21 protein-coding genes are annotated in these 25,048 nt (G+C 60.7%); 16 read left to right on the forward strand and 5 right to left on the reverse strand.

Annotated elements, in window-relative coordinates:
- The first annotated feature begins 199 nt into the window (after positions 1–199).
- From waaF to AC1DRN_RS13310, 14 genes are all read left to right on the forward strand, one after another.
- Complete coding sequence (waaF, locus tag AC1DRN_RS13245; protein ID WP_223461711.1) at positions 200–1,234, forward strand: lipopolysaccharide heptosyltransferase II; 1,035 nt, start codon at positions 200–202, stop codon at positions 1,232–1,234.
- Position 1,235: 1 nt separating this feature from the next.
- Positions 1,236–2,297, forward strand: coding sequence for a lipopolysaccharide heptosyltransferase I (gene waaC / locus AC1DRN_RS13250; protein ID WP_223461713.1), 1,062 nt, complete (start codon positions 1,236–1,238; stop codon positions 2,295–2,297).
- Positions 2,297–3,418, forward strand: coding sequence for a glycosyltransferase family 4 protein (locus AC1DRN_RS13255; protein ID WP_223461715.1), 1,122 nt, complete (start codon positions 2,297–2,299; stop codon positions 3,416–3,418). The genes waaC and AC1DRN_RS13255 overlap by 1 nt, the downstream gene beginning before the upstream one ends.
- Complete coding sequence (gene rfaP / locus AC1DRN_RS13260) at positions 3,419–4,225, forward strand: lipopolysaccharide core heptose(I) kinase RfaP (protein WP_223461717.1); 807 nt, start codon at positions 3,419–3,421, stop codon at positions 4,223–4,225.
- Entirely contained in the window at positions 4,225–4,959 is a 735-nt protein-coding gene (locus AC1DRN_RS13265; protein ID WP_223461719.1) for a lipopolysaccharide kinase InaA family protein, read from the forward strand. The genes rfaP and AC1DRN_RS13265 overlap by 1 nt, the downstream gene beginning before the upstream one ends.
- Positions 4,956–5,708, forward strand: coding sequence for a lipopolysaccharide kinase InaA family protein (locus AC1DRN_RS13270; protein ID WP_223461721.1), 753 nt, complete (start codon positions 4,956–4,958; stop codon positions 5,706–5,708). The genes AC1DRN_RS13265 and AC1DRN_RS13270 overlap by 4 nt, the downstream gene beginning before the upstream one ends.
- Positions 5,708–7,159 carry a lipopolysaccharide kinase InaA family protein gene (locus AC1DRN_RS13275; RefSeq protein ID WP_223461723.1) on the forward strand — a complete coding sequence of 484 codons (1,452 nt, stop codon included), beginning with the start codon at positions 5,708–5,710 and terminating at the stop codon, positions 7,157–7,159. The genes AC1DRN_RS13270 and AC1DRN_RS13275 overlap by 1 nt, the downstream gene beginning before the upstream one ends.
- A gap of 219 nt (positions 7,160–7,378) precedes the next feature.
- Complete coding sequence (locus tag AC1DRN_RS13280; RefSeq protein WP_223461725.1) at positions 7,379–7,714, forward strand: YceK/YidQ family lipoprotein; 336 nt, start codon at positions 7,379–7,381, stop codon at positions 7,712–7,714.
- A 165-nt stretch (positions 7,715–7,879) separates the two neighbouring features.
- Positions 7,880–9,637, forward strand: coding sequence for a carbamoyltransferase family protein (locus AC1DRN_RS13285; protein ID WP_223461727.1), 1,758 nt, complete (start codon positions 7,880–7,882; stop codon positions 9,635–9,637).
- A complete protein-coding gene (locus tag AC1DRN_RS13290) occupies positions 9,621–10,751 on the forward strand; it encodes a glycosyltransferase (protein WP_223461729.1) in 1,131 nt (376 codons plus the stop codon). The genes AC1DRN_RS13285 and AC1DRN_RS13290 overlap by 17 nt, the downstream gene beginning before the upstream one ends.
- Positions 10,751–11,647, forward strand: coding sequence for an antimicrobial resistance protein Mig-14 (locus tag AC1DRN_RS13295; protein WP_223461730.1), 897 nt, complete (start codon positions 10,751–10,753; stop codon positions 11,645–11,647). Before AC1DRN_RS13290 ends, AC1DRN_RS13295 begins: the two co-directional genes overlap by 1 nt.
- 8 nt (positions 11,648–11,655) lie before the next feature.
- The gene (locus AC1DRN_RS13300) at positions 11,656–13,098 is read left to right on the forward strand and encodes a PIG-L deacetylase family protein (RefSeq protein ID WP_223461732.1); all 1,443 of its coding nucleotides are present in this window, start codon (positions 11,656–11,658) and stop codon (positions 13,096–13,098) included.
- A complete protein-coding gene (locus AC1DRN_RS13305; protein WP_223461735.1) occupies positions 13,095–14,249 on the forward strand; it encodes a glycosyltransferase family 4 protein in 1,155 nt (384 codons plus the stop codon). Before AC1DRN_RS13300 ends, AC1DRN_RS13305 begins: the two co-directional genes overlap by 4 nt.
- Entirely contained in the window at positions 14,246–15,130 is an 885-nt protein-coding gene (locus AC1DRN_RS13310) for a glycosyltransferase (protein ID WP_223461737.1), read from the forward strand. The genes AC1DRN_RS13305 and AC1DRN_RS13310 overlap by 4 nt, the downstream gene beginning before the upstream one ends.
- A 65-nt stretch (positions 15,131–15,195) precedes the next feature.
- On the opposite strand, the gene AC1DRN_RS13315 is transcribed toward AC1DRN_RS13310, so the two are convergent.
- Entirely contained in the window at positions 15,196–16,419 is a 1,224-nt protein-coding gene (locus AC1DRN_RS13315; protein WP_223461739.1) for an acyltransferase family protein, read from the reverse strand.
- Positions 16,416–18,281: an O-antigen ligase family protein gene (locus AC1DRN_RS13320; RefSeq protein ID WP_223461742.1), complete on the reverse strand. Its 1,866-nt coding sequence runs from the start codon at positions 18,279–18,281 to the stop codon at positions 16,416–16,418. Before AC1DRN_RS13320 ends, AC1DRN_RS13315 begins: the two co-directional genes overlap by 4 nt.
- A 154-nt stretch (positions 18,282–18,435) precedes the next feature.
- Here AC1DRN_RS13320 and msbA point away from each other — a divergent pair, with 154 nt between their 5' ends.
- Positions 18,436–20,238, forward strand: coding sequence for a lipid A export permease/ATP-binding protein MsbA (gene msbA, locus AC1DRN_RS13325; protein ID WP_007996569.1), 1,803 nt, complete (start codon positions 18,436–18,438; stop codon positions 20,236–20,238).
- A gap of 253 nt (positions 20,239–20,491) precedes the next feature.
- The gene (hldE, locus tag AC1DRN_RS13330; RefSeq protein WP_223461744.1) at positions 20,492–21,913 is read left to right on the forward strand and encodes a bifunctional D-glycero-beta-D-manno-heptose-7-phosphate kinase/D-glycero-beta-D-manno-heptose 1-phosphate adenylyltransferase HldE; all 1,422 of its coding nucleotides are present in this window, start codon (positions 20,492–20,494) and stop codon (positions 21,911–21,913) included.
- Positions 21,914–22,022: 109 nt separating this feature from the next.
- On the opposite strand, the gene AC1DRN_RS13335 is transcribed toward hldE, so the two are convergent.
- Genes AC1DRN_RS13335 through AC1DRN_RS13345 form a run of 3 tightly spaced genes read right to left on the reverse strand, consistent with a single transcriptional unit; the run spans position 22,023 to position 25,008 of the window.
- On the reverse strand, positions 22,023–22,991 hold the full coding sequence (locus AC1DRN_RS13335; protein WP_477786728.1) for a metal ABC transporter ATPase: 969 nt from the start codon (positions 22,989–22,991) through the stop codon (positions 22,023–22,025).
- A gap of 32 nt (positions 22,992–23,023) precedes the next feature.
- Entirely contained in the window at positions 23,024–23,836 is an 813-nt protein-coding gene (locus AC1DRN_RS13340) for an aldo/keto reductase (RefSeq protein ID WP_223461748.1), read from the reverse strand.
- On the reverse strand, positions 23,833–25,008 hold the full coding sequence (locus AC1DRN_RS13345; RefSeq protein WP_223461750.1) for an NAD(P)/FAD-dependent oxidoreductase: 1,176 nt from the start codon (positions 25,006–25,008) through the stop codon (positions 23,833–23,835). Before AC1DRN_RS13345 ends, AC1DRN_RS13340 begins: the two co-directional genes overlap by 4 nt.
- Between the last annotated feature and the right edge of the window lie 40 nt (positions 25,009–25,048).

Genomic DNA, 25,048 nt, shown 5'->3' on the forward strand with positions numbered 1-25,048 from the left:
CTCGCTCCCACAGTGGATCTGCAGTGCCATGCGGATCGAGGTACACCAATACCCAATGTGGGAGCGAGCCTGCTCGCGATAGCGGAGTGACACTCGACAGCAATGTTGAAGGTGATGACCCATCGCAAGCCGCCGTGCTCCCGCAGAGATTTTCGAGGCGGGGAGGCGTAGGCCTCCCCGGTTCGTTTATGGAAACCACATGAAAATTCTGATCGTTGGGCCCAGTTGGGTCGGTGACATGGTGATGGCGCAGACACTGTTCCAGTGTTTGAAACAACGCCACCCGCAATGCGAAATCGACGTGCTGGCCCCCGAGTGGAGCCGGCCGATTCTTGAGCGTATGCCCGAAGTTCGCCAGGCCTTGAGCTTTCCGCTCGGTCACGGTGTTCTGGAACTGGCGACTCGCCGGCGCATCGGCAAATCCCTGGCCGGCCAGTACGACGAGGCGATCCTGTTGCCCAACTCCCTGAAGTCGGCGCTGGTGCCGTTCTTTGCCGGCATCCCGAAACGCACAGGCTGGCGTGGCGAGTTCCGCTATGGCCTGCTCAACGACGTGCGCACGCTGGATCAAGATCGTTATCCGCTGATGATCGAGCGCTTCATGGCCCTGGCTTATGAGCCGGGCGTCGAGTTGCCAAAACCCTATCCGCGCCCGACACTGCAGATCGACCCGGTCACGCGCGAGGCGGCACTGGCAAAGTTCGGTCTGACCCTCGACCGTCCGGTGTTGGCCCTGTGCCCTGGTGCCGAGTTTGGCGAGTCCAAGCGCTGGCCGTCCGAGCATTACGCCAAGGTCGCCGAAGCGAAGATCCGCGAAGGCTGGCAAGTCTGGCTGTTCGGTTCGAAAAACGATCACGCCGTGGGCGAAGACATCCGCGCGCGGCTGATTCCAGGTCTGCGTGAAGAATCGGTCAACCTCAGCGGCGGCACCTCGTTGGCCGAAGCCATCGACCTGATGTCCTGTGCAGATTCTGTGGTGTCCAACGACTCCGGCCTGATGCACGTCGCCGCCGCTCTGAACCGCCCGCTGGTCGCGGTCTACGGTTCGACGTCGCCGGGCTTCACGCCACCGCTGGCCGAGCATGTCGAAATCGTACGCCTGGGCATCGAGTGCAGTCCGTGCTTCGATCGCACCTGCCGTTTCGGCCATTACAACTGCCTGCGCCAGCTCATGCCGCAGGCCGTGAACGAAGCCTTGCAGCGGTTGCAAGGCACTGTGGTCGAGGTCAAATAGCTTGCGGGTTCTGTTGATCAAGACTTCTTCGCTGGGCGACGTCATTCACGCGTTGCCGGCGTTGACCGATGCGGCGCGGGCGATTCCCGGCATCAAATTCGACTGGGTGGTGGAAGAAGGCTTTGCCGAAATCCCGACCTGGCATCCGGCGGTGGGCAAGGTGATTCCGGTGGCGATCCGTCGCTGGCGCAAAAACATCTGGCAGACCATCAAGAGCGGTGAGTGGAAGCGCTTCAAGCAAAGCGTTCGCGTCACCAGATATGACTTGGTGATCGACGCCCAGGGCTTGCTGAAAAGTGCCTGGCTGACCCGTTACGTCAAGGCGCCGGTGGCCGGCCTCGATAAAAGCTCGGCGCGCGAGCCCATCGCTGCGCGCTTTTACGATCGACGTCTGGCCGTTGCCCGTGGGCAGCACGCGGTGGAGCGAGTGCGTCAGTTGTTCGCCATTGCGTTGGGCTATGACTTGCCTAAAGGCCTGGGCGACTACGGACTGAATATCGAGCGCCTGGTGGAGTTGCCGCGCAAGAATCCTTACGTGGTGTTTTTGCACGGCACCACCTGGGACACCAAGCACTGGCCCGAAGCCTACTGGCGCGAGCTGACCGAACGGGTTGGCTACCTTGGCGTCGGGGTGAAGTTGCCCTGGGGCAATGCCCTGGAGAAAGCCCGGGCCGAGCGTATCGCCGCGGGTTTCAAGCACGCCGAAGTGCTGCCAAAACTGAACCTGGCGGGTGTCGGCAAGGTGCTGGCCGGCGCGCAAGCCTGCGTGGCGGTCGACACCGGTCTTGGTCATCTGGCCGCCGCGCTGGATGTGCCGACGTTGTCGCTGTTCGGCCCGACCAACCCGGGCCTGACAGGCGCTTATGGCAAGGTGCAGATTCACATGGCCAGCGACTTCCCTTGTGCGCCGTGCCTGCAAAAGAAATGCACCTATCAACCGACGGCCGAAGATGCCCGTCAATTTGACCTGAAACGCGAGTTGCCATTGTGCTTCACGCGTCTGAATCCCGAGCGTGTCGCCAGCCGACTGAGCACGTTGTTAATGGCTGAGGAGCTGCGCTGATGCAATTGGCATTTGTCCTGTACAAATATTTCCCGTTCGGCGGCTTGCAGCGCGATTTCATGCGAATCGCCCTGGAGTGCCAGAAGCGCGGTCATCAGATTCGCGTCTACACGCTGATCTGGGAGGGTGACGTGCCGCCGGGTTTCGAAGTGCTGGTGGCGCCAGTCAAGGCGTTCTTCAACCATCGCCGCAATGAGAAGCTCAGCGAATGGATGGGAGCGGACCTGGCCAAGCGCCCGGTCGACCGCCTGATCGGCTTCAACAAGATGCCGGGCCTGGACGTCTATTACGCGGCCGACGGCTGCTTCGAAGACAAGGCACAGAACCTGCGCAACTCGCTGTATCGCCGTTGGGGCCGCTATCGCCACTTCGCCGAATACGAGCGGGCGGTGTTCGCCAGGGATGCCAAGACCGAAGTGTTGATGATTTCCGAGGTCCAGCAGCCGCTGTTCATCAAGCATTACGACACGCCGCTGGAGCGTTTCCACCTGCTGCCACCGGGTATCGCCCAGGACCGTCGCCGACCGGCGGATGCCGATGAAATTCGCGCCGGGTTCCGCGCTGAATTCGATCTCAAGGACGACGAACTGCTGCTGGTGCAGATCGGCTCCGGGTTCAAGACCAAGGGCGTGGACCGTAGCCTCAAGGCACTGGCGGCATTGCCTGCCGAGTTGAGGAAACGCACCCGGCTGTTTGTAATTGGCCAGGATGACCCCAAATTATTCCAGATGCAGAGTGCGACATTAGGGCTGGGCGACAACGTCACGTTCCTCAAAGGGCGCAGTGATATCCCGCGTTTCCTGTTGGGTGCCGATCTGTTGATCCACCCGGCGTACAACGAAAATACCGGCACCGTGCTGCTCGAAGCGCTGGTGGCTGGCTTGCCGGTGCTGGTGAGCGCGGTGTGCGGTTATGCCCATTACATCGCCGAGGCCGATGCGGGTCTGGTGCTGGACGAACCGTTCGATCAGGCGCAACTGACGCAGTACCTGACCGGCATGTTGAACGACGCTCAAGCAAGGGCGGCCTGGAGCCGCAATGGTCTGGCCTACGCCGGGACGGCCGACCTCTACAGCATGCCGCAGCACGCGGCCGATGTGATTCTGGCGGAGCACGCTTAAATGAAGTTGATGCTGGCTGAACCGTTCAAGAGCCTCTGGGCCGGACGCGACCCGTTCGCCGAAGTCGAGGGGCTTGAGGGCGAGGTGTACCGCGAGCTGGAAGCGCGCCGGACCTTACGCACGGAAGTCGATGGCAACGGATTTTTCGTGAAAATCCACCGTGGCATCGGCTGGGGCGAAATCTTCAAGAACCTGCTCACCGCCAAGCTTCCAGTATTGGGGGCCGGTCAGGAGTGGCAGGCCATTCAGCGCCTGCAGGAAGTTGGCGTGCCGACCATGACCGCCGTCGCGTATGGCGAGAAGGGCAGCAACCCGGCCGACCAGCACTCGTTCATCGTCACCGAGGAGCTGGCACCCACTGTCAGCCTCGAAGACTTCAGTATCAACTGGATCAAGCAGCCGCCCGAGCCAAAACTCAAGCGCGCGCTGATCGCCGAAGTCGCACGCATGACCGGCATGATGCACCGCGCCGGGGTCAACCACCGCGACTGCTACATCTGCCACTTCCTGCTGCACACCGACAAACCGGTGACCGCGGACGACTTCAAGCTCTCGGTGATCGACCTGCACCGCGCCCAGACCCGCCCGGCGATCACCTCGCGCTGGCGCAACAAGGATCTGGCGGCCCTGTACTTTTCCGCGCTGGACATCGGCCTGACCCGCCGCGACAAGCTGCGTTTCCTCAAAGGCTATTTCCAGCAACCGCTGCGCCAGATCCTGAGTGAAGAGGCCGCTTTGCTGGCATGGCTCGACGGCAAGGCCAACAAGCTCTACGAGCGTAAACAGCGATACGGGGATGCGCTCTGATGTCGGGTTGGAAACTGGAACCGGCCTACAGCGAACTGGCCGATGACTTTGGCAGCCTCGAGGCTGTGTTTGCGCTGCAAGGCGAGCGTTTGACCAGCGATCTGCTTTCGGAGGTCATCCGGGTCGAGCGCAATGGCGTCAACTATTACGTCAAACGGTATGTGGGCGCTGGCAAAGGCTTGCGGCGTTACCTGGGCAAGCCTCGGGTGAAGATGGAGTGGCAGAACCTCAAGCGCTTCGCCAAGTGGGGCATCCCCACGGCCGAAGTGGTGGCCTGGGGGCTGGAACGACGCGGTGTGGCCTACGCTCGCGGCGCGATGATTACCCGGGAGCTGCCGCATACCGAAGACTTGTCGGCACTGGCCGAGCGTCGCGACCCGAAACTTTCGGATCGCGCCTGGGTCGATACCGTCAGTCGTCAGCTGGCCGAATACACCCGGACCATGCACGACCACCGCTTCACCCATAATGACTTGAAGTGGCGCAACCTGCTGATCGACGATGAGGCTCGAGTGTTTTTGATCGATTGCCCCAACGGCGATTTCTGGCGCGGTTTCTGGCTCAAGTACCGTATTACCAAGGATCTGGCGTGCCTGGACAAGGTCGCCAAGTATCAACTGTCGGCAACCCAGCGCCTGCGCTTTTACCTGCAATACCGCAATCGGACCCGGCTCAACGCTGCGGACAAAAAACGTATCCGGCACGTGGTGAGATTTTTCGAGGGGCGTGAATGACTGATTTTCTGGCCGCTGATGACCGTGCGCTGCTTGAACGCCACGGCCTCGGCACATTCGATGCCCTCTGGGCCAAACAACTCGACGCGGTGGATGAGCCCAACACCGGTCGGGGCGGTTGGAGCAGTGTGTTTCGGCTGGACCTGGAAGGTCATGGTTTCTACCTCAAGCGTCAAAGCAACTACCTGACCCGCACGTTACGCGCACCGTTCGGCGAGCCGAGCTTCGCTCGCGAGTTTCGCAACATCTCCCGTTACCAGAAGCTGGGGGTTCCGGCGCTGGAAGCGGTGTTCTACGGTGAGCGCAAGGTCGATGGTGAAGTTCGGGCGGTCCTGTTGACCCGCGCCCTGGATGGTTGGGACGACCTCGAATCGCTGTTGCAGCGCTGGGATGAACTGAGCCCTGAGCAACACTCGGAAATCCTCAAGGCCAGTGGCGAACTGGCCAGGCGGCTGCACGCGGCACGCCAGGTGCACGGATGCTTCTATCCCAAGCATATTTTCATGCGCGCCACCGGCAACGGCTATCAGGCTCAATTGATCGATCTGGAAAAGACCCGACCACTGCTGTACGGGCAGCGTGACCGAATCAAGGACCTGGAACCGCTGGCGCGCCGCGCGCCCGAGTGGGGAGAGTCGCAACTGCGGCAATTGCTGGCCGCCTATCTGGATCAACCACAGGACAGCTCGTTGATCGACAGCTGGCTGGGGCGTTTGACTACGCGGCGCAGCCAAAAGGGACCACGCTGATGCGTTTATCCGAGTTGAAGTCCGCCGGCCGCACCCCGGCGTTGCCATTGAGCGTTTCGCTGGCTGATGCCGCCGGCCCCGCTGAGCTACAACTGCTGAGCCTGTTGCGGGTGTTGCCGGGGCAGCGTTATGTCGGTGCCGGTGTCTGGCGTGGCCGACCGGTGTTGGCAAAGTTGCTGGTAGGCAGCAAGGCTGCGCGGCACTTCCAGCGTGAGCTGGACGGCGTGCGCTTGCTTGCCGCTCAAGGATTGACCACGCCGCAGCTGTTGGCCGATGGCCTGAAAGAGGGTGAGGGTGGTTGGCTGCTGTTCGAGTTTCTGGAAGGCGCCGAAAGCCTGGGTGATACCTGGAAGCAGGTTGAGCAGCAGCCCGTGCTGTCCGATGGGCAAGGAGCGGTGCTGGCCGAGGCGTTAGGTGCCATCGGTCAAATGCACCGCAAAGGACTGTGGCAGGAAGACCTGCACCTGGACAACCTGCTCCGTCAGCGTGGTCGTCTGTACTTGATCGACGGCGCCGGGATTTGCTCCGAAACGCCGGGGCAGCCGCTGTCACGGCAGAAGGTCCTGGAAAACCTCGGGGTGTTCTTCGCCCAGTTGCCGAAGTCGATTGAACCCTTCATTGAAGAGTTGCTGGTGTATTACCTGCTGAGCAACGGCGAGCACGCCTTGCCCATGGAGGCGCTCCAGAAGCAGATCGACAAGGTCCGCAGTTGGCGCCTCAAAGACTTCCTGATCAAGGTCGGCCGCGAGTGCACGCTGTTCAGCGTCCAGCGCGGGGCCTTCGGCTTGCGGGCGATTCGCCGCGAGGAAGAGTCGTCGATGGTGCCGGTGCTGGAACAGGCCGATACCCTGCTCGATCAGGGGCATCTGTACAAGACCGGGGGCGCGGCGAGCGTCGGTAAGGTCGAGGTGGATGGCCGCACGCTGGTGATCAAGCGTTACAACATCAAGGGCTTTGCCCACTGGCTCAAGCGCTTCTGGCGCCCGAGCCGGGCCTGGCATTCATGGCGCGAAGGCAATCGCCTGGTGTTCCTCGGGATTGCCACGCCCAAGCCGCTGGCGTTGCTGGAAAAGCGTTTTCTGTGGCTGCGCAGCCGGGCGTACCTGATCACCGAGCATCTGTCGGGGCCGGACATCATCGAACGTTTTGCGCCGCATGTTGAAAGCGGTGATGCACCGGAAGTCGAGTTGGCGGCGCTGGATCATCTGTTTGCCGAGCTGATTCGCGAACGCATCAGCCATGGCGACTTCAAGGGCCATAACCTGTTCTGGCAGCAGGATCGCTGGGCGTTGATCGATCTCGATTCGATGTGCCAGCACAGCTCCCTTGGCAGTTTCGCCCCGGCGTATGCAAGGGATCGCGCGCGGTTCATGCGCAATTGGCCTGAAGGTAGCGCCCTTTACCAGGTGATTGATCAGCGTTTGCCCAAAGATATCTCCAGTGCTGGCTGAATCAGGACCTTCGGTCCTATCGCGGGCAAGCCCGCTCCCACAGGCTTTGTGCTCACCAACAATCCCTGTGGGAGCGGGCTTGCCCGCGATGAGGCCGGAACTGCCAACCGAGAAAGCAGACAAGTTCTTGTGAACCGTCCTACGCGATCTTGGGAAGTCATGAACTGTGGCCCAAATCGCCCCGATGCTAGTTTGCCTGACGTTCTCGGAGGGCAGGCTGTGACAATCAAAATGGCAGTTTCATCAGGTGTTTTATCAGTGTCGCTAATGGGCTGCGGGACTGCCGCAACGGTCCTGCAGGATGAAGCCGAAGCAGCGCAGGGGCTGCGCAGGCAAAAGACCTATTGCCAGTCCATCCCCCGTGTCTACAGCGGCCTGGCTTACGACTTCTGTGTATTGAATGCGCCGCCAGACCCTACGGGTTTTCTTGTACCACTCATATTGGTGGACTTGGCCGTGTCTGGCGCGCTGGACACCGTTGTCTTGCCGTACACGATTTACCGGCAAAGCGTGGACGGCAATATTTCCATCTATTGGCGACCTGCGCGCGGATAAAAATGCCGCGAGGTCCCTGTCGCAGTTGCTGGCCGCTTGCGGCTAGAGGCTTGCCGCTGCTTTTAAGCTATAATCCCGCCCTTTAGCTGTCTCTCGCCCCTTGCGAGGGCACATTAATTTTTGAGGCGCTTGCGCCTGCATGCAGACTAAAGAGGCTAGACCCCTGTGGCATTGACGATTCTTGGCCTGTCCGGCGCCCTTAGCCATGATCCTTCCGCAGCCCTGTACATCGACGGCAAGCTGGTCGCGGCGGCTGAAGAGGAACGCTTCGTACGCGATAAACATGCAAAGAACCGCATGCCCTACGAATCGGCGAAGTTCTGCCTGGAACAGGCTGGCATCAAGCCGTCCGACGTTGACGTGGTAGCGATTCCATTCGCTCCGATCAGCCTGTTCGGCAAGGCCCGCTGGCAGTACGCCAAGCGTTACTGGTATGCCCCGGACCGCGCCCTCGACGCGATCCTGATGGGCAACCGTCGCTACAAGCGCTATCGCAACAAGATCGTCTGGTGCCTGGAGCAACTGGGTTTTGATCCGAAGAAGATCAAGATCGAGCCGGTCGAGCACCACCTGGCCCACGCCTCCAGCGCTTATCACTGCTCCGGTTTCAAAGAGAAAACCGCGATCCTGGGCATCGACGGCAAGGGCGAGTACGCCACGACCTTCTTCGGTTATGGCGAAAACGGCAAGATCCACAAGATCAAGGAATTCTTCGATCCGGACTCCCTCGGCGGCCTGTACGGCGCGATCACCGAGTTCCTCGGATTCGATATGCTCGACGGTGAGTTCAAGGTCATGGGCATGGCGCCGTATGGCGATGCCAGCAAATACGACTTCTCGCGCCTGGCTTCGTTCGAAAACGGCGAACTGGTGATCAACACCGACTACGCCAACGTCATCGGCTTGCGTCGCTACAAAGAGAAGGGCAAAGGTTACTACTTCTCGCCGAAGCTGATCGAGTGGCTGGGTCCCAAGCGTGAAGGCGATATCGCCGACGAGCCGTACATCCACTACGCCGCCAGCATTCAAGCGCTGTTCGAAAAAATTGCGCTGCAGATGATCGACTACTACCTGGGCGACGTGCTCAAGCAAACCGGCAAACTGGCCTACGCCGGTGGCTGTGCGTTGAACGTCAAGCTCAACCAGAAAATCATCGCTCGCGACGACGTCAAGGAACTGTTTGTACAGCCTGCCTCCGGCGATGCCGGTACCGCGGTGGGCGCGGCAGCCTATGTGTCCCACGCCCGTGGCGTACCGGTCGAGAAGATGGAGCACGTCTACCTCGGCCCGTCGTACAGCAACGAAGACGTGATCGCCGCGTGCGCCCGTCACGCCGACAAGCCGACGTGGCGCAAGCTCGACAACATGCCGGAGCAGATCGCCAAGATCATGGTCGATGGCAACCCGGTGGCGTGGTTCCAGGGCCGCATGGAGTTTGGTCCGCGTGCACTGGGTGGTCGCTCGATTATCGGTTGCCCGAGCGTGGCCGGTGTGGCCGACCGAATCAATCACCAGATCAAGTTCCGCGAGCGCTGGAGGCCTTTCTGCCCGTCGATGCTCGACACTGTCGCTCCACAGATGATCAAGATCGATCACCCGGCTCCGTTCATGACCTTCACCTTCGAAGTGGCTGAAGAGTGGAAAACCCGCGTGCCGGAAGTCGTCCACGAAGACGGCACCTCCCGCGCCCAGGTGCTCAAGCGCGAATACAACCCGCGCTACTACGACATGATGAAAGCGCTGGAAGTGCTCACCGGCAACGGCGTGTCGCTCAACACCTCGCTCAACCGTCGCGGCGAACCGATGATCTGCTCGCCGACCGACGCCCTGAACATGTTCTTCGGTTCGGATCTACAGTATCTGATCATGGAAGACATCCTGGTGGTCAAAGAGGGCGCGAACGCCTATGACACGTTCGGCTGAACGCCATGTGCTGCAGTTCTGCCACGGCTATGACGGGCCGTTTCTGGACTGCGCACGGCAGTACGCCAGCCTGTTCGCTGGGACCGGTTATCGAGTGACCACGGTGTTTCTCACCGGGGTTGCCGATGCTGAAGTCGCCGCGCAATGCGCCAGCGATGAAGTGCTGTTCATGGAGTACAGCTCCAAAGCCATTCGCGGCCTGAAGCTGGGAGCCATCGGCGATCTGCGCAAGATCGCCGCGTCGCGCAACTTCAGTTTCTGCATCGCTCATCGCTTCAAGCCTATCTACATCGCCTTGCTCGGTACGTCGTTGCCGGTCATTGGCGTGCACCACGGGTTTGAAGACTACCAGCGCGGCAGCCGTAAACTGTTCGCGCATATATTCCGCAAGCGTTTGAGTTTGCTTGGCGTGTCCGACGCGGTGCGCGACGACATGCGCAATTGCCTGCCGAAGTGGCCGGCTTCGCGAATTCAGACCTTGTACAACCGTATCGACGTGGATGCCTTGCAAGCCACGCAGGTGTCGGCTCGCGAGGCCCGGGAAACCCTCGGGCTGGCGGCGGATGCCTGGATCGTCGGCAACGTCGGGCGGCTGCATCCGGACAAGGACCAGGCCACGCTGTTGCACGGTTTTGCCGAGGCGTTGCCGGGGTTGCCGGCCAACAGTCAGCTGGTGATTCTCGGTAAGGGGCGTCTGGAGGAGGACCTCAAGGACCAGGCCCGGGAACTGGGTATCGGTGACCGGGTTCTGTTCCTCGGTCAGGTGCCGGATGCGCGTAACTACTTCCGGGCCTTCGATGTGTTTGCCCTGAGCTCTGATCACGAACCGTTCGGCATGGTGCTGCTGGAGGCCATGGCCGCTGGTGTACCTTTGCTCGCAACGGCGTGCGGCGGAGCGAAAGAAGTGGTCGAAGGCGTGGGCATCCTGTTCCCGTTGGGCGATGCCGGGCGTCTGGCCCAAGGGCTGCAACATCTGGCTGGCATGGATGATCAGCAACGCCGACAGTGTGCCGAGTTAATGCTCGAGCGCTTGCGCGAACGCTTCTCCGATCGCGCGGTGCGCGATGCTTTCTGGCATTTGCCGCACGTTACCGAACTGGCACAGAGGGGCTGATGCTCAACCGATTTCAAGGCTGGCGCGAGCGTGGCTGGGCGGTAGTCGACGCCTCGACTTACGCCGAAACCTGGCAGCGTTATGGCGGCAGTGTCGCGACTCATCCCATGGTGGTCGAGCGGCTGGCGCAATTGGCGGATATTCCGGTGCGTTACCTGGCCTGGGTCCAGGGTGACGAGGTCAAGGCGGCGATCCCGACCTGGGGGCGCGACCTGGCCTTGTCCAAGGACGTGCTCAAGCGTCGCGGCAAAAAAGGTCTGTTCGACCTGGGCAACGCCGAGATCATCCTGCCCGCCGCTGCCGATACCCAAGCGCCTTTGCGCCATCGCGCGCGGTATCTGTCGGCGCTGAACGAAGGTCGTTTCACTGGCATCAAGTTGCAAGCCGAACAACTGGCCATGGCCCGCACACCCGAAGAACTGTCGAAAAAATTTCGCTATAACCAGCGCCGCGAATTGCGCTTGCTGGAAGAGGCCGGTGGCGTGGTGCGGCCGGTGTCCGAATTTTCCAGCACTGAACTGGCGGCGATTTATTGCGACCTGTTCCAGCGCCGCTGGGGCTTCCCGGCGACGGGTGCCGAGCGCATGACCGAGGTCGTCGAGTTGCTGCGCGAGTTGCTGATCGGCTCGGTGATTTTCCTCAACGATGCGCCGATTGCGATACAACTGGTGTACCGCGTCGAGACCCCGCAGTGGATCAGTGTCGAGTACATCAACGGCGGAGTCGATCCCGAGACTCGCGAGTTCAGCCCTGGCAGTGTGCTGAGTTTTCTCAATACGCAAAGCGCCTGGGAGCATGCCCGGGCACAGGACAAACCGTTGCGCTTTTCCTTCGGTCGCGCCGATCGTGAGTACAAGGATCGCTGGTGCAACCCCGTGCCGGTCTTCACCGTATGAGCCAAGCCATGAGCCGCAAACAGCAACTGCTCAAGCGCCACCGGCGCAATAAACGTATCGGCCTGTTGATTGCGCTGGTGCTGTTGATCGTCGTAGGTGTGCTGGTGGCCTGGTGGTTGCCGCTGGTGCTGGCGGTTCTTGGCTGGATTGCCCACGAAGCCTGGTTTGCCGACCATCTGTTCTACTCAGCGAAAGACGATTACCAGTACAGCTTCCCCCCGTATACGCCACAGCCCAAGGTGCACCTGAGCGGTGAACACTTGCGGCTGGACGAGGGCGTGATGCTGGTCGACGACGCGACGCTGGTGTTGGCCCTGCGGGTAAAAAGCACCTGGCTGGGGCGTTTTATCGATCCGGTGGTGGAGTTGGCGGGTGGCGAAAACCCTGATCGACAAACCTTCGAGCGGGGCGTGAACGGCCTGCGTTACCTCAATCTCAGTGGTCAGGCTCAGGCGCTGTCGCGCGGTGACCTGCGCTTGCGCGGGCGCTTCTGTCGCGTGTTTGGTGAGCCCGTGCTGTGGGCGTTCGAGCACTCGGATTACCGGCATCAGCGGGTGATGGTCATCGCCCCCCACGCCGATGACGCCGAACTGGCGGCCTACGGTTTGTACAGCCAGGCCGACGAAACCTGGATCGTCACGCTGACCGCCGGTGAAATCGAAGCCGAGCACTATCGGCAGATGGGCCTGAACAAGGTCGATGCGGCCCGCTTGAAAGGCCGCCTGCGCACCTGGGACAGTATCGCCGTGCCACGTTGGGCCGGAGTGCCCGAGGCTCACTGCGTACAACTGGGTTACTTCTGTCTGCAATTGGCGAGCATGCAGGCCGCGCCTGCCGTAGCGGCGGGATCGCGGGAAGCGGATATGAGTGATACCCGTCTGTTCCGCCGGTTGAATCCTTTCGTGCTGCCCGGCGATGTCGATGGCGCGCCGACCTGGAACAACCTGCTGGCGGATCTGCGAGAGTTGCTGCTGCGGGCCCGGCCCGAGGTCATCGTCCTGCCGCATCCGACCCTGGATCCGCATCCCGATCATATCTGCGCCCAGGCGGCAGTCCTCGAAGCCTTGCAAGGCCTGGACTGGCAACCGACCACGCTGCTGGGCTATGCCAACCACCTGCACGACAACGACCGCTGGCCGATGGGCGATACCGGTGACGGCATCGCCTTGCCGCCTGCCTTCGATCCGTCCCAACCGATGCAACCTTATTGCCTGCCCTTGCCGCTGGAGCAGCAGCGAGACAAAGCCATGGCGTTGGGCATGATGCACGACCTGCAACCGGCGATGCCGTTCAAGCGTCGCTTGCGTCGGTTGATCCAACGGTTGTTGGCCGGCCGCTTGCCGCCAACCTATGGCCAGAACGAATTCTTTCGCAAGGCAGTCCGGCGCCACGAGCTTTTGTGGTCCCTCAAGCACACACCAGGCAATGTTTCTCAGCGGGGAGAGTTATGAGTCAGCGGTCAAAGGTCCTGCAACTGCAGCCTGACTACAACGTCAAAGCCCATGATTTCGCCGACCTCGCGGAGCAAATCGTCAAGGCCCTGCCCAGTGAACGCTATGAAGTGACCGCCGCATTTTTGCGCGGCAAACCCGGGCCGGGTGAAGCGGTGAGCCGGGCCGACCGTTCGGTGTACTTCGAGTTTTCCGACAAGTCCCTCAAGGGCATGCGCCTGCGGGCCATGTGGCAGCTGTACAAGTTCTGCCGCCGGGAAAAATTCGATGTGGTGATCTGCAATCGCTTCAAGCCGGTCAACATGATGCTGGCACTCAACCGCTGGCTGAAAGTGCCTTTGTGCATCGGTATTTCCCACGGCTTTGGCGAGTACGACCGTTTTTACCGGCGCCGCCAGACCCAGCGCCTGATTGATCGTCACTGGCGCTTCGTCGGCGTGTCGCCTGCGGTGAAACAGTATCTGCTGGACTGTGACTGCGGCTTCACTGACCAGAATACCTACGCCATCACCAATGCCATCGACATCGAGCAAGCCGAAGGCCTGCAACACAGTCGTGAAAAAGCCCGTGAAATGTTGGGCATCGATCCGTCTGTGCGGCTGATCGGTGCGTTGGGGCGACTGGTGCCGGTCAAGGGCCATATCTATTTGCTGCAGGCCTTCGCGGCACTCAAGGACAAATACCCGAATACCCAACTGGCGATCATCGGAGCCGGCCGTGAAGAGTCGCGCCTGGCTGCGGAAATCGACCGCCTCGGCCTCAGCGGTCGCGCCCATTTGCTGGGGTTCAAGGAAATTGCCCTGCAGTACATTCGCGCTTTCGATATCTGGACCATGCCCTCCCTGGCCGAAGGACTCGGGTTGGCGCTGCTTGAAGGCATGAGCGGGCATTTGCCAGTGATCGCCTCGAACGTGCCGGCCATGCTGCCGCTCATCGAGGGTGCCGGTGGCCTGGCGATTACACCGAAGGATGTGCCGACGCTGCAGGCGGCGCTGGACACTTACCTCGGGCTGACGGATGACGAGCTCAAGGCCAAGGGCGAGCAGGCTTTCCGTTATCTGCAGCAACACCATGACATCGAGGAGTTCCGTCGCGAATACCTCAATCTGATCGACTCCGGCCTGGAACAGGCCCGCAAGGAACAGCCATGAACGACGCGCAACCCATCGTCACGGTCATCATCGCGTCGTATAACCATGCCCCTTACATCGAGGAAAGCATTCTCAGCGTCCTCAACCAGACCTATCGGAACATCGAGTTGCTGGTGGTCGACGATGGCTCGAAAGATGACAGCGTCGAGCGGATCAAGGCGCTGCAGGCAATCCATGGTTTCGATTTCCGGGTGCAGGAAAACCAGGGGCTGACCAACACCCTCAATGGTGCGATTGCCCGGGCCAAGGGCAGCCTGATCGTGCCGTTCGGTTCGGATGACATCATGTTGCCGGAGCGAATCGCCACCCAGGTCGCCCATATGGACGGCAAGCCCGAGGTCGGCATTTGCGCCGGTAACATCGAGTTGATCGATGCCGACGGCAATCTCTACCCCGAGAAGCGCCAACGCCGGGATGTACCGTTCCGTCGCCTGGACTTCGACGACATGTTCCTGGAGCGCAAGCCCTATCCTCCGGCTCCCACCCTGATGATCCGTCGCGAAGCGCTGGAGAAGGTGGGCGGTTTCGACCCGACCATTCGCCTGGAAGACTTGCTGATTGAACTGAAGGTGACCCATGCCGGTTACTTTATCGATGGTCTGAATGTGTTGATGGCGCGCTATCGCAAGCACGCCACCAACTCCTACAAGAACCACCGCTTCATGATTGACAGCATCCTGCGCACCTACGCGCTCTTCAGCGATCACCCGCTGTATGACGAGGTGCGCTACAAATTTCTCAACTCCATGTTCCTCAAGACCGCCAACCGTGATCGCAAGCTGGCGCGGGAGTTGCTGGCGCAGATTCCGTTCAAGGCCTGGAACAAGAAAACCTGGCGTGGGCTGGGGCGGATGTATTTCTCGCGGCTGGAGAAAGACTGAGCCAAAGGCGGGATTCAAGGGGGGGAGGCGGGGCATTGTCCTCGATGACATGCCCCGGTGGTTGCTTAACGTTGTTGAGCCGACTCCTCCGAAAGTTCTTTCCTCAGCTTCCTGTTCTGGCGCAACCAGTGCAGGGTTTTCTTGCCGGCATTGATACCGGGCTTTTCGATGTACAGGTAACTCAGGCTGCTGATGATGATCAGCAGGCAACTGCACACAGCCAGCAACGGCAGGAAGACCCAGGCTTGCCGGGCGTCGAGATGCAATACCGGCGGCAGTCGCTGCACCAGTACCCAGAGCACGAAACCGTGCAGCAAATACGTGCTGTAGCTGATTTCCCCCAGCCAGCGAATGCTGCGTGGTCTCAGGGCACCGAACAAGGTGTTGCCGGACGCCACGATCACAAAGAACAGTGAAAGCAGCAGCAGCGCTCCCAGGTTGAAAGCCCGGTTGAACACCGTAAAGGCGATCGCCAATGCGAGCAGGGCGATGATGCCCGCTAGCGGAGACAGGCTCCAGGCGACCCATTGTGGGCGGCGAACCCAGTACGCTGCAGCGATGCCGCCGAGGAAACTGGCCAGGAAGTGCTTCTTCAGCGAGTGTTCCCAGCCGACCACCTCGTACAGGGCATAGATGCCGATAAGGCACAGCACTGTCTGCATCCAGCCGCCGCGATAAATGAACAGCATGGCGGCCAGTGGCAGGGCCAGGTAGAAAAACAACTCGTACCCCAGCGTCCAGGTGACGTTGGATATCAGCATGCCGGTCTGGTGGTACTGGTTGACGTCTGGCCGGTCGAATATCAGCCAGGCCAGGGTCTGGCCAATGAGCTGGGTGCCGGAGTCCTTGAGTTCCCAGTCCTGCAAATAGAACACACAGACAAACACGGTCAACATCAGCGGCAGGTAGAGCGGGTAGAGGCGAAACAGCCGAGATACCGCAAATGCCAGCCAGTCGTGTTGCCGCCCATGGGTCAGCAAGCGGTCCCAGAACAGAAAGCTGGTGATCATGAAAAAGAGGGCGACGCTACCCTGGCCGAGCTGCGAGTAGAAGTTGCTCGGCGGAAAATCGATCACGCCGGTTTGCAGAAAGATCCAGGTAATGATCGAGTGGTGCACGAACACGCCGAAGGCCAGATACCCGCGTAAGCCGTCGATGCCGGCAAAGCGGCTTTCGCCGCGATGCTCCAGCTGTCGGGTGAATCTCGGCACGCTGCGCAACAGTAGCGCAGCAGTCGCGATGGCGAGCAGGTAGGCCGTCATCGCGATAAGCGGGTTGGTTTCTATCATCGGTGAGCCTGGGCAGGAGGACTCCCGGCCAGCACGTGCCTGTGCAAATTATCTACGTCGGATTGCGAAGCCACTGCAGCGTATCCCTGCAGCAGCGCTTCGAAGTGATCCTCGAACAGCCAGTGCCAATCTGATGCGTAGCGCTGCATGTGGCGCAGATTGCGCCGACGCAGCGAAGGGCTCAACGATGAAGGGTAAATCCGCAGGTCGGCCAGGTCGATCAGGCCGAACTCGCCGTCCTCCAGCACCAGCACATTACCCAGGTGCAGGGAGCGGAAGTAGACCCCTTGCTGATGCAGTTGGGCCATGAATTTGCCGAAGCGCTCCACCAGTGCCTGGCGCACCGCCGGGGCGGTGATGCCTTGCAGGATCTGGCGCAGCGTGTTGCCCGGCAAGGGAGAGTAGTGCACAGCGTTGCTGCCGTCTTCGAACCGGTAAAGGTCGAGGATGTGCGGTGTCGGGATGCCCATGTTGCGCAGTTGCACACTGTTGACGGCAAATCGATCGGAGTAGGGCGTGAAACTGCCCGAGGTGTACCAGCGGCGACGGCGGAACAGCTTGAGAAAGCTGCCATCGGTCAGGCGCAGGACTTTGGGGCCCAAACCATCTTCTTCGATGACCCGGGCATCGGCCGTCAGTTGTTGCAGTGCGCTTGGTGTCGCGGTCTTGATCGGCGTGTCCAGCAGGCGCCTGGCCCGTTGATTGATGCTCAATGCAGCAATCAGCGCCAACGGGATCCACAGCAGGAACCAGTGCTCCTTGGGGCGAGAGATAATTCCGCCACCTTCGGTCAGGCCCGCACCGATACCGAAGGCCAGCCAGGCTGAGGCAATGACAAACAGCGGTTGCACGCGATGGCGCCAGCTACTGATGAAGCTCCACGCGAGGAAGAACAGCCATGGCAGCAGACCGATAATGCCGACGTAGTAGAGCACGCCCAGGGCAAAGCTATGGGGCTCCTGAAGGGGGTAGCCGACGCCTGGGTCCAGGGTCAGTTCGGCGTTGTAGCCGTGCCCGATCCACGGATGATCAGTGATCCTGTCCATGGCCAATTGCCAGAGCTCGATACGAAAGGAGCTGCCTCTTTCGAGGATCTTGTCCGCAAACAACGCGAAAGTCGCCGTGCCGGTGATGAACATGGAGCCAAGCATGAAGACCGAGCGTCGATTCCAGCAGATGTAGCACAGCCACAGCGCGGCCAGCGTCAGTGCAACCAGTGGGGTCCTGGAGCCGGTGGCCAGGACGGCGGCGAACATGATCGCCATCGCCGGTATGCTTAACCAAAGTACCTGGTGTCGCTTGCAGGTCATGCTCAGGCTCAGCCAGTAAGTACAGAAAAAGCCGAAAGCGTGGGAGCTGAGCAGTGGATTGTCGAACGCGCCGACACCGATCAGGCGCATTTCCGGTTGGTAGATCTGGCCGAACCTGTACAGGTTATAGACAGAGGCAATCAGCGCCACCGTTGCGGCGCAGAACAGCAGGGGCTGAATGATTTCGCTGCGATAGCGCACCAGCAGGTAGCAGCCAACGAACAGCATCAGGGTATGCAATGGCGGTTTGAACTCACCAAAGTCGATGTCGCCGCCCAGTCCCCAGCGCAGACTGAGTAGTGCCCACGCCACAAACAGCAGGACTGCAATGACGATCGGTTCGTGCAGCAGTTCTTTGCTGAGCCGCGGACGCAGGCACAGCGCAATCAGTGCCGGAATGCTGAACAGGCCATAGTAAAGCTTGTGATGCACACTGCGCCCAGGCAGGAAAAACAGCGCACAAAGCAGTAATAAATAACCGAGCGGAAGGATCCACAAGCAAATGAAATCGAAGATTCTATTGGACGTGCTGTTCAAAGCGTTTGATTGCATGCTGAGTAACTTATTCCTGAATTGAGCGAGCGTACCAAGGCAGGGACATCTGGTGGGTATTTGACGCGCCACAATACACAGACTGTATGCGATTGCCAGAACCCTGGGGAAGCTGTGCTAAAGTCAGCGTCCTTTTTATCGACATTCGCGTGATATGACCGACTCCAGTCTCAGTGCAAGCCCATCGAGCTTGAAAATCTACTTCCGTCTGCTCGGCTATGTCCGGCCGTACATCAGCCTGTTCCTGATCAGCATCGTCGGTTTTCTGATTTTCGCTTCGACGCAGCCAATGCTGGGCTACATCCTCAAGTACTTCGTCGACGGTCTGTCCAACCCTGAAGCGGCGCTGTTTCCAACCGTGCCCTACCTGCGGGATCTGCAACTGCTGCAGGCGGTGCCGTTGTTGATCATCCTGATCGCTGCGTGGCAGGGATTGGGGTCGTACCTGGGCAACTACTTCCTGGCCAAGGTTTCCCTGGGCCTGGTCCATGACTTGCGGGTGCAGTTGTTCAACAACCTGCTGGTGTTGCCAAACCGGTATTTCGACAAGCATAACTCGGGGCACCTGATTTCACGTATCACCTTCAACGTGACCATGGTCACGGGGGCGGCAACGGATGCGATCAAGGTCGTAATTCGTGAAGGCATGACGGTGATCTTCCTGTTTGCCTCGCTGTTGTTCATGAACTGGCGCCTGACGCTGGTCATGGTCGCCATCCTGCCGCTGATCGCCATCATGGTGCGCACCGCCAGCAAGAAATTCCGCAAGCAGAGCAAGAAAATCCAGCTGGCCATGGGAGACGTGACGCATGTGGCGTCCGAAACCATCCAGGGTTATCGCGTGGTGCGCAGCTTCGGCGGTGAAGCCTATGAAGAGAAACGCTTCTTCGACGCCAGCCAGGGCAACACTGACAAGCAATTGCGCATGACCCGCACCGGCGCCATCTACACGCCGCTGCTGCAATTGGTGATCTACACCGCCATGGCCGTGCTGATGTTCCTGGTGCTGTTCCTGCGTGGCGATGCGTCAGCCGGCGACATGGTGGCCTACATCACCTTGGCCGGCCTGCTACCCAAGCCGATTCGCCAGCTGTCCGAAGTCAGCTCGACCATCCAGAAGGGGGTGGCCGGTGCCGAAAGTATCTTCGAGCAACTGGATGTCGAACCTGAAGTCGATACCGGCACCGTCGAGCGTGACGTCGTCAGCGGTCGCCTGGACGTGCGCAACCTCAGCTTTACCTACCCTGACACCGAGCGTCAGGTGCTCAATGACATCAGTTTCTCGGTCGAGCCCGGGCAAATGGTGGCGCTGGTGGGACGTTCGGGCAGCGGCAAGTCGACCCTGGCCAACCTGATTCCGCGTTTCTATCACCACGACAAGGGTGAAATCCTCATCGATGGCGTCGAAGTGGAACAGTACAAGCTATTGAACCTGCGTCGGCATATCGCCCAGGTGACCCAGCACGTGACCCTGTTCAGCGACACCGTGGCCAACAACATCGCTTATGGCGACCTGGCCGGTGCACCCCGTGAAGACATTGAAAAGGCGGCCAAGGATGCCTACGCAATGGACTTCATTGCTCAGTTGCCTGAAGGCCTGGACACCCAGGTCGGGGAAAACGGCGTGCTGCTTTCCGGTGGCCAGCGTCAGCGCCTGGCGATTGCCCGGGCGCTGTTGAAGAATGCTCCCCTGCTGATTCTCGACGAGGCGACTTCGGCACTCGATACCGAGTCCGAGCGGCATATTCAGGCAGCCCTGGATCAGGTCATGAAAGGTCGCACCACGCTGGTGATCGCTCACCGCCTGTCGACCATCGAGAAGGCCGACCTGATCCTGGTCATGGATCAGGGGAAAATCGTCGAGCGCGGCACCCATGATCAACTGCTGGCGCAAAACGGCTACTACTCGCGCCTCAACGCGATGGGCCTCGACGCCCCGGCCGAAGACATCGCCTGACCCCGAAAGGGCGAGCCTGGCTCGTCCTTTCGCGCGGGTGTCTGCATGTTGCAACGTTATCTCTGGAAATTGTTGCCCAAGCTACGAGATGCCTGGTTATGAATGAAGCCGATGCGTGTCGTCGCCTGGCGGGTTTTCGCTCAAAAAATGAGCAATAAATCCCGGCGAATCATCCGGTTGCAGCCACCGCACAAGCCGACACCAACCCTGTGTTAATATCGCGCCCCTGTTCATTCTGTATGTGGGTTGCACCATGAAGTTGTCCATGCCGCGATTCGATCAAGCCCCCGTCTTGGTGGTCGGCGATGTCATGCTCGACCGTTATTGGCATGGTGGTACCTCACGGATTTCTCCTGAGGCGCCGGTGCCGGTGGTCAAGGTAGATCACATCGAAGACCGCCCGGGCGGTGCTGCCAACGTTGCCTTGAACATTGCCGCCCTGGGGGCTCCGGCTTCGTTGGTCGGTGTCACCGGCGACGATGAAGCCGCCAACAGCCTGGTCAACAGCCTCAAGGGCGCCGGCGTGCGGGCCATCTTCCAGCGCATTGCGCACCAGCCGACCATCGTCAAGCTGCGGGTCATGAGCCGTCACCAGCAATTGCTGCGTATCGACTTCGAAGAGCCCTTCGCCACTGACGCGCTGGCGCTGGCTGTGCAGGTCGATGAGTTGCTCGAAGGCATCAAGGTGCTGGTGCTGTCCGACTACGGCAAAGGCGCGCTGAAAAACCATCAGGCGCTGATCCAGGCTGCCCGTGCCCGTGGCATTCCGGTGCTGGCCGATCCCAAGGGCAAGGATTTCTCGATCTACCGCGGTGCGAGCCTGATCACACCGAATCTCAACGAATTCGAAACCATCGTCGGTGGTTGCGCCGATGAGCACGAATTGGTGAGCAAGGGCGCGCAGCTGATGCACGACCTGGACCTCGGTGCCTTGCTGGTGACACGTGGCGAGCACGGCATGACCTTGTTGCGTCCGGATCACCCGGCGCTGCACTTGCCGGCTCGTGCCCGTGAAGTGTTCGACGTGACCGGTGCTGGCGATACGGTGATTTCCACCCTGGCGGCCGCGATTGCCGCTGGCGAAGAGCTGCCTCACGCGGTGGCTCTGGCCAATCTGGCGGCCGGTATCGTGGTCGGCAAACTCGGTACGGCGGCCATCAGTGCGCCGGAATTGCGTCGTGCGATCCAGCGCGAGGAAGGTTCCGAGCGCGGTGTGCTGGGTCTTGAGCAACTGTTGCTGGCGGTCGACGATGCCCGCGCGCACAAAGAGCGGATCGTGTTCACCAACGGTTGCTTCGATATCCTGCACGCCGGTCATGTGACCTACCTCGAACAGGCGCGGGCCCAGGGCGATCGTTTGATCGTTGCGGTAAACGACGATGCATCGGTCAGCCGCCTGAAAGGGCCAGGCCGTCCGATCAACAGTGTCGACCGGCGCATGGCGGTGCTGGCCGGTCTGGGGGCGGTGGACTGGGTCATCAGTTTCCCGGAAGGCACTCCGGAAAACCTGCTGAGCGCGGTCAAGCCGGATGTGCTGGTCAAGGGTGGTGACTACGGGGTCGACCAGGTGGTCGGCGCGGACATCGTGACGGCCTACGGTGGCACCGTGAAAGTGCTGGGGCTGGTGGAAAACAGCTCGACCACCGCGATTGTCGAGAAGATCCGCAAGTCGTAGGAGCTGGCGTAGCCTGCGATCTTTTCCGGTAGCCTGGGGATCGTAAAATCAAAAGATCGCAGCCTGCGGCAGCTCCTACATGGAGTACGCAGGCTGCGATCTTTTGCGTTTAAGTGCTTACTTTTTTACGCGGCACGATTTTCTTCAGCAGCAACTTGGCCTTCCCACGTAACCGCGCCAACCCCGAATCCTTCCCCGGAGGGGTCAACCCCTGCTGTCTCACCCAGTCCTTCCAGCGAATCCGCTCATCGCGCACCAACCAGCCTTCCTGTCGGGCAAAACTCTCGGCCAGGTACAGGCCGCGCGTGCTGGCCGGGTACAGTTGATCCTTTTTCAGGGTATACAGCTCAGCCATCGGATGGCCGTCCTGCAAAGGCATCAAGTACAGATCGGGACGCTTGCGGTCGAGGCGGGCGACGAGTTGATCGCCTTCCAGTCTTTCATCGACATGGAACAGGCTCAGGGATTTGGCTTCCTTGGGAACGTCCAGGCGCAAGTCGTAAATCAATTGCAGTGACGCCGTCGGTAAATGCACGTAAGCCCGCGGACGCTCTATCAGCATCAGATTGGYGCAACGTACCGGCCGAGCCGAACCGGACAAAGGCGACAAGCGAAACGGCAGGGCTTCACGGTAATGCAGGGCGGCCGAGTAGGGCGTCGGCAGCCAGGTGTCATTGAACCGCCCACCGAGCCAGCCTTCCGGAGTTTCCAGCAGGCATTCTTCGGCTATCTCCTGGATCGCCGTGTGCAAGGGCAGGTTCAGCTCATGAGCCGGCACGTAGCCGGAGATCAGCTTGAGCACCACATCGCCACGGTCCTGCCGGCGTTGGCGCACCAGCACCCAGTAATCGCGATTCTGCCAATGCAGGGTCAGGCGCACCGAAACCCCGAGGTTGGCCAGCTCCAGGGAAAACCGTTCGCTGTCGCCGACCGTCACCGGACGACGACGTTGCAGGGTCTGGGAGAAATTCAGCGGCCTGCCGACGCTCTGATAAGCCAGGCCTTCGGGAGTCGCTTCGACGAATAACGGCAGGGTCTTGAAGTTGCTCGGGTTCTTTCTGATGAGCGTACGCGACATGTCGGCTCCTGCTTAAGGCCGCGTGGGCGGCGTCAGTGGCTACGTAGGACCTGGGCAACGGTCGCGACATTGTGGGCGAGGTGCAGCGGATTGATGGTCCCGACAATAGCACTGGCAACACCCGGATGTTCAAACAACAATTCGAAACTGGCGCGCACCGGATCCACGCCCGGACTCAGGCAGACATGACCGCTGGCGAGGGCTTTCTTGACCAGAATGGCTTTGCCGTGTGCAGCAGCATAGTCAATGACGGCCTTCTCGTTTTGTTCGTTCAGATTGTAGGTGACCATCGCGCAGTCGCCTTGCTCCAGGGCCTTCAGGCCACCGTCGACGGTTTTGCCGGAAAAGCCGAAACCGCGAATCTTGCCTTCGGCCTTGAGCGCGGCGAGGGTCTCGTAGACTTCGCAGTCATTGAGGATCGCCAGGTCGTTGCCATCGGAGTGCACCAGCACCAGATCGATGAAGTCCGTTTCCAGGCGTTGCAGGCTGCGCTCCACCGACATACGTGTGTGTGCGGCGCTGAAATCGTGAAGGGACTGGCCGTCGGCAAACTCTTCACCCACCTTGCTGACAATCACCCAGTCCTGGCGCTGACCGCGCAGCAACGGGCCGAGGCGTTCTTCGCTGCGACCATAGGCAGGTGCGGTGTCGATCAGATTGATACCCAGGTCGCGGGTGAGCTTGAGCAACATGTGCGCTTCATCGTCATCGGGAATCCTGAAGCCGTTGGGATACTTCACCCCTTGGTCGCGGCCCAGTTTCACCGTGCCAAGGCCCAAGGGTGAAACCACCAGGCCGGTACTGCCCAGGGGGCGATGCAGGTCGTGCAGGGTCGGTTGGCTCATGGCAGCAGTTGCTCCCAGGCAGGTACGCCCATCGGTGGCTTCGGCAGTTCAGGCAGTGCTGGCGGGTGGCTTGGCTGGATACCGTCGCGGGTCAGGCTGGCGATCACACGGTCGGCGAAGTCCGGCGCCAGGGCGAGCTTGGTCGGCCAGCCCACCAGCAGGCGGCCTTCTTCTGCGAGAAACGCATTGTCGGGGCGGGTCAGGCCGGATTGCAGGGGTTCGGCGCGATCTACGCGCAGGGTGGCCCAACGCGCCGTGCTCAAGTCGATCCACGGCAGCAACTGGCCGAGTTCTTTCTGTGCGGTGGCGATTTGCTCGGCAGGCTCACGGGCCACGCCTTCAGATTCCGCGATATCGCCGCCCAGATACCAGACCCATTGGCCATCCGCCGCCGGGTGTGTGGTCACGGTGATACGGGGTTTGGTACCACCGCCCAGGCAGTGGGCGTACAGCGGTTTGAGGCTTGGACCCTTGGCGATGATCATGTGCAACGGGCGGCGCTGCATGGCGGGCTGGCTCAGGCCCAGTGCTTCAAGCAATGCCGCCGTCCCGGCACCGGCGCTCAGGACGATGCGTTGGGCACGGATTTCGCGCTCATCCACCTTCAGGCCGACCAGCACGCCACCTTCCAGCAACGGCTCGATTCTCTGCCCTGCGAGCAAACCATCTCCCGCCAGATCGGCCAGGCGCTGGATCAGGCTCGGCACATCGACCACCAGTTCCGCCAGGCGATAGACCTTGCCCTTGAAGCGTTTGTCTCGCAGGGCAGGCGGCAATTGCTCGCCCTTGACCTGATCGACGCGACCGCGCACGGCCTTGCTGGCAAAAAAACTGGTGAGGTTGCCGGCGAGGGTGCCGGGGGACCACAGGTAGTGAGCTTCGGACAGCAGGCGCACGCCGGACAGATCCAGCTCGCCATCACCAGCCAGGGCTTCGCGCCAGCGGCGCGGCATGTCGGCGATGGCTTCCGAGGCGCCGGTCAGGGCGCCGTGCAGCGCGTATTTGGCACCGCCGTGGATGATGCCCTGGGACTTCACGCTCTGCCCGCCGCCGAGGCTGGCGCTTTCCACCAGCACGGTCGAAAAACCCTGGCGTCGCAGGCGCGCATTCAGCCAGAGGCCGGCGACACCAGCGCCGACAATCAGAACGTCGGTGGAAATAACGGATGGCATGCAGCGACCTCTGTGTTCAAGACGAGGGCGCAGTATACAG

This window comes from Pseudomonas sp. P5_B3 (genome assembly GCF_056400405.1).

Excerpts from the sequence above, each read along its gene's own strand:
- AC1DRN_RS13320 (WP_223461742.1), bottom strand. The coding sequence starts at position 18,281 with ATGCAATCAAACGCTTTGAACAGCACGTCCAATAGAATCTTCGATTTC.
- AC1DRN_RS13340 (WP_223461748.1), bottom strand. The coding sequence starts at position 23,836 with ATGAGCCAACCGACCCTGCACGACCTGCATCGCCCCCTGGGCAGTACC.
- msbA (WP_007996569.1), top strand. The coding sequence starts at position 18,436 with ATGACCGACTCCAGTCTCAGTGCAAGCCCATCGAGCTTGAAAATCTAC.
- waaF (WP_223461711.1), top strand. The coding sequence starts at position 200 with ATGAAAATTCTGATCGTTGGGCCCAGTTGGGTCGGTGACATGGTGATG.
- AC1DRN_RS13345 (WP_223461750.1), bottom strand. The coding sequence starts at position 25,008 with ATGCCATCCGTTATTTCCACCGACGTTCTGATTGTCGGCGCTGGTGTC.
- AC1DRN_RS13315 (WP_223461739.1), bottom strand. The coding sequence starts at position 16,419 with ATGATAGAAACCAACCCGCTTATCGCGATGACGGCCTACCTGCTCGCC.
- AC1DRN_RS13275 (WP_223461723.1), top strand. The coding sequence starts at position 5,708 with ATGCGTTTATCCGAGTTGAAGTCCGCCGGCCGCACCCCGGCGTTGCCA.
- rfaP (WP_223461717.1), top strand. The coding sequence starts at position 3,419 with ATGAAGTTGATGCTGGCTGAACCGTTCAAGAGCCTCTGGGCCGGACGC.
- AC1DRN_RS13265 (WP_223461719.1), top strand. The coding sequence starts at position 4,225 with ATGTCGGGTTGGAAACTGGAACCGGCCTACAGCGAACTGGCCGATGAC.
- AC1DRN_RS13255 (WP_223461715.1), top strand. The coding sequence starts at position 2,297 with ATGCAATTGGCATTTGTCCTGTACAAATATTTCCCGTTCGGCGGCTTG.
- AC1DRN_RS13270 (WP_223461721.1), top strand. The coding sequence starts at position 4,956 with ATGACTGATTTTCTGGCCGCTGATGACCGTGCGCTGCTTGAACGCCAC.
- AC1DRN_RS13300 (WP_223461732.1), top strand. The coding sequence starts at position 11,656 with ATGAGCCGCAAACAGCAACTGCTCAAGCGCCACCGGCGCAATAAACGT.
- AC1DRN_RS13295 (WP_223461730.1), top strand. The coding sequence starts at position 10,751 with ATGCTCAACCGATTTCAAGGCTGGCGCGAGCGTGGCTGGGCGGTAGTC.
- AC1DRN_RS13305 (WP_223461735.1), top strand. The coding sequence starts at position 13,095 with ATGAGTCAGCGGTCAAAGGTCCTGCAACTGCAGCCTGACTACAACGTC.
- hldE (WP_223461744.1), top strand. The coding sequence starts at position 20,492 with ATGAAGTTGTCCATGCCGCGATTCGATCAAGCCCCCGTCTTGGTGGTC.
- AC1DRN_RS13290 (WP_223461729.1), top strand. The coding sequence starts at position 9,621 with ATGACACGTTCGGCTGAACGCCATGTGCTGCAGTTCTGCCACGGCTAT.
- AC1DRN_RS13310 (WP_223461737.1), top strand. The coding sequence starts at position 14,246 with ATGAACGACGCGCAACCCATCGTCACGGTCATCATCGCGTCGTATAAC.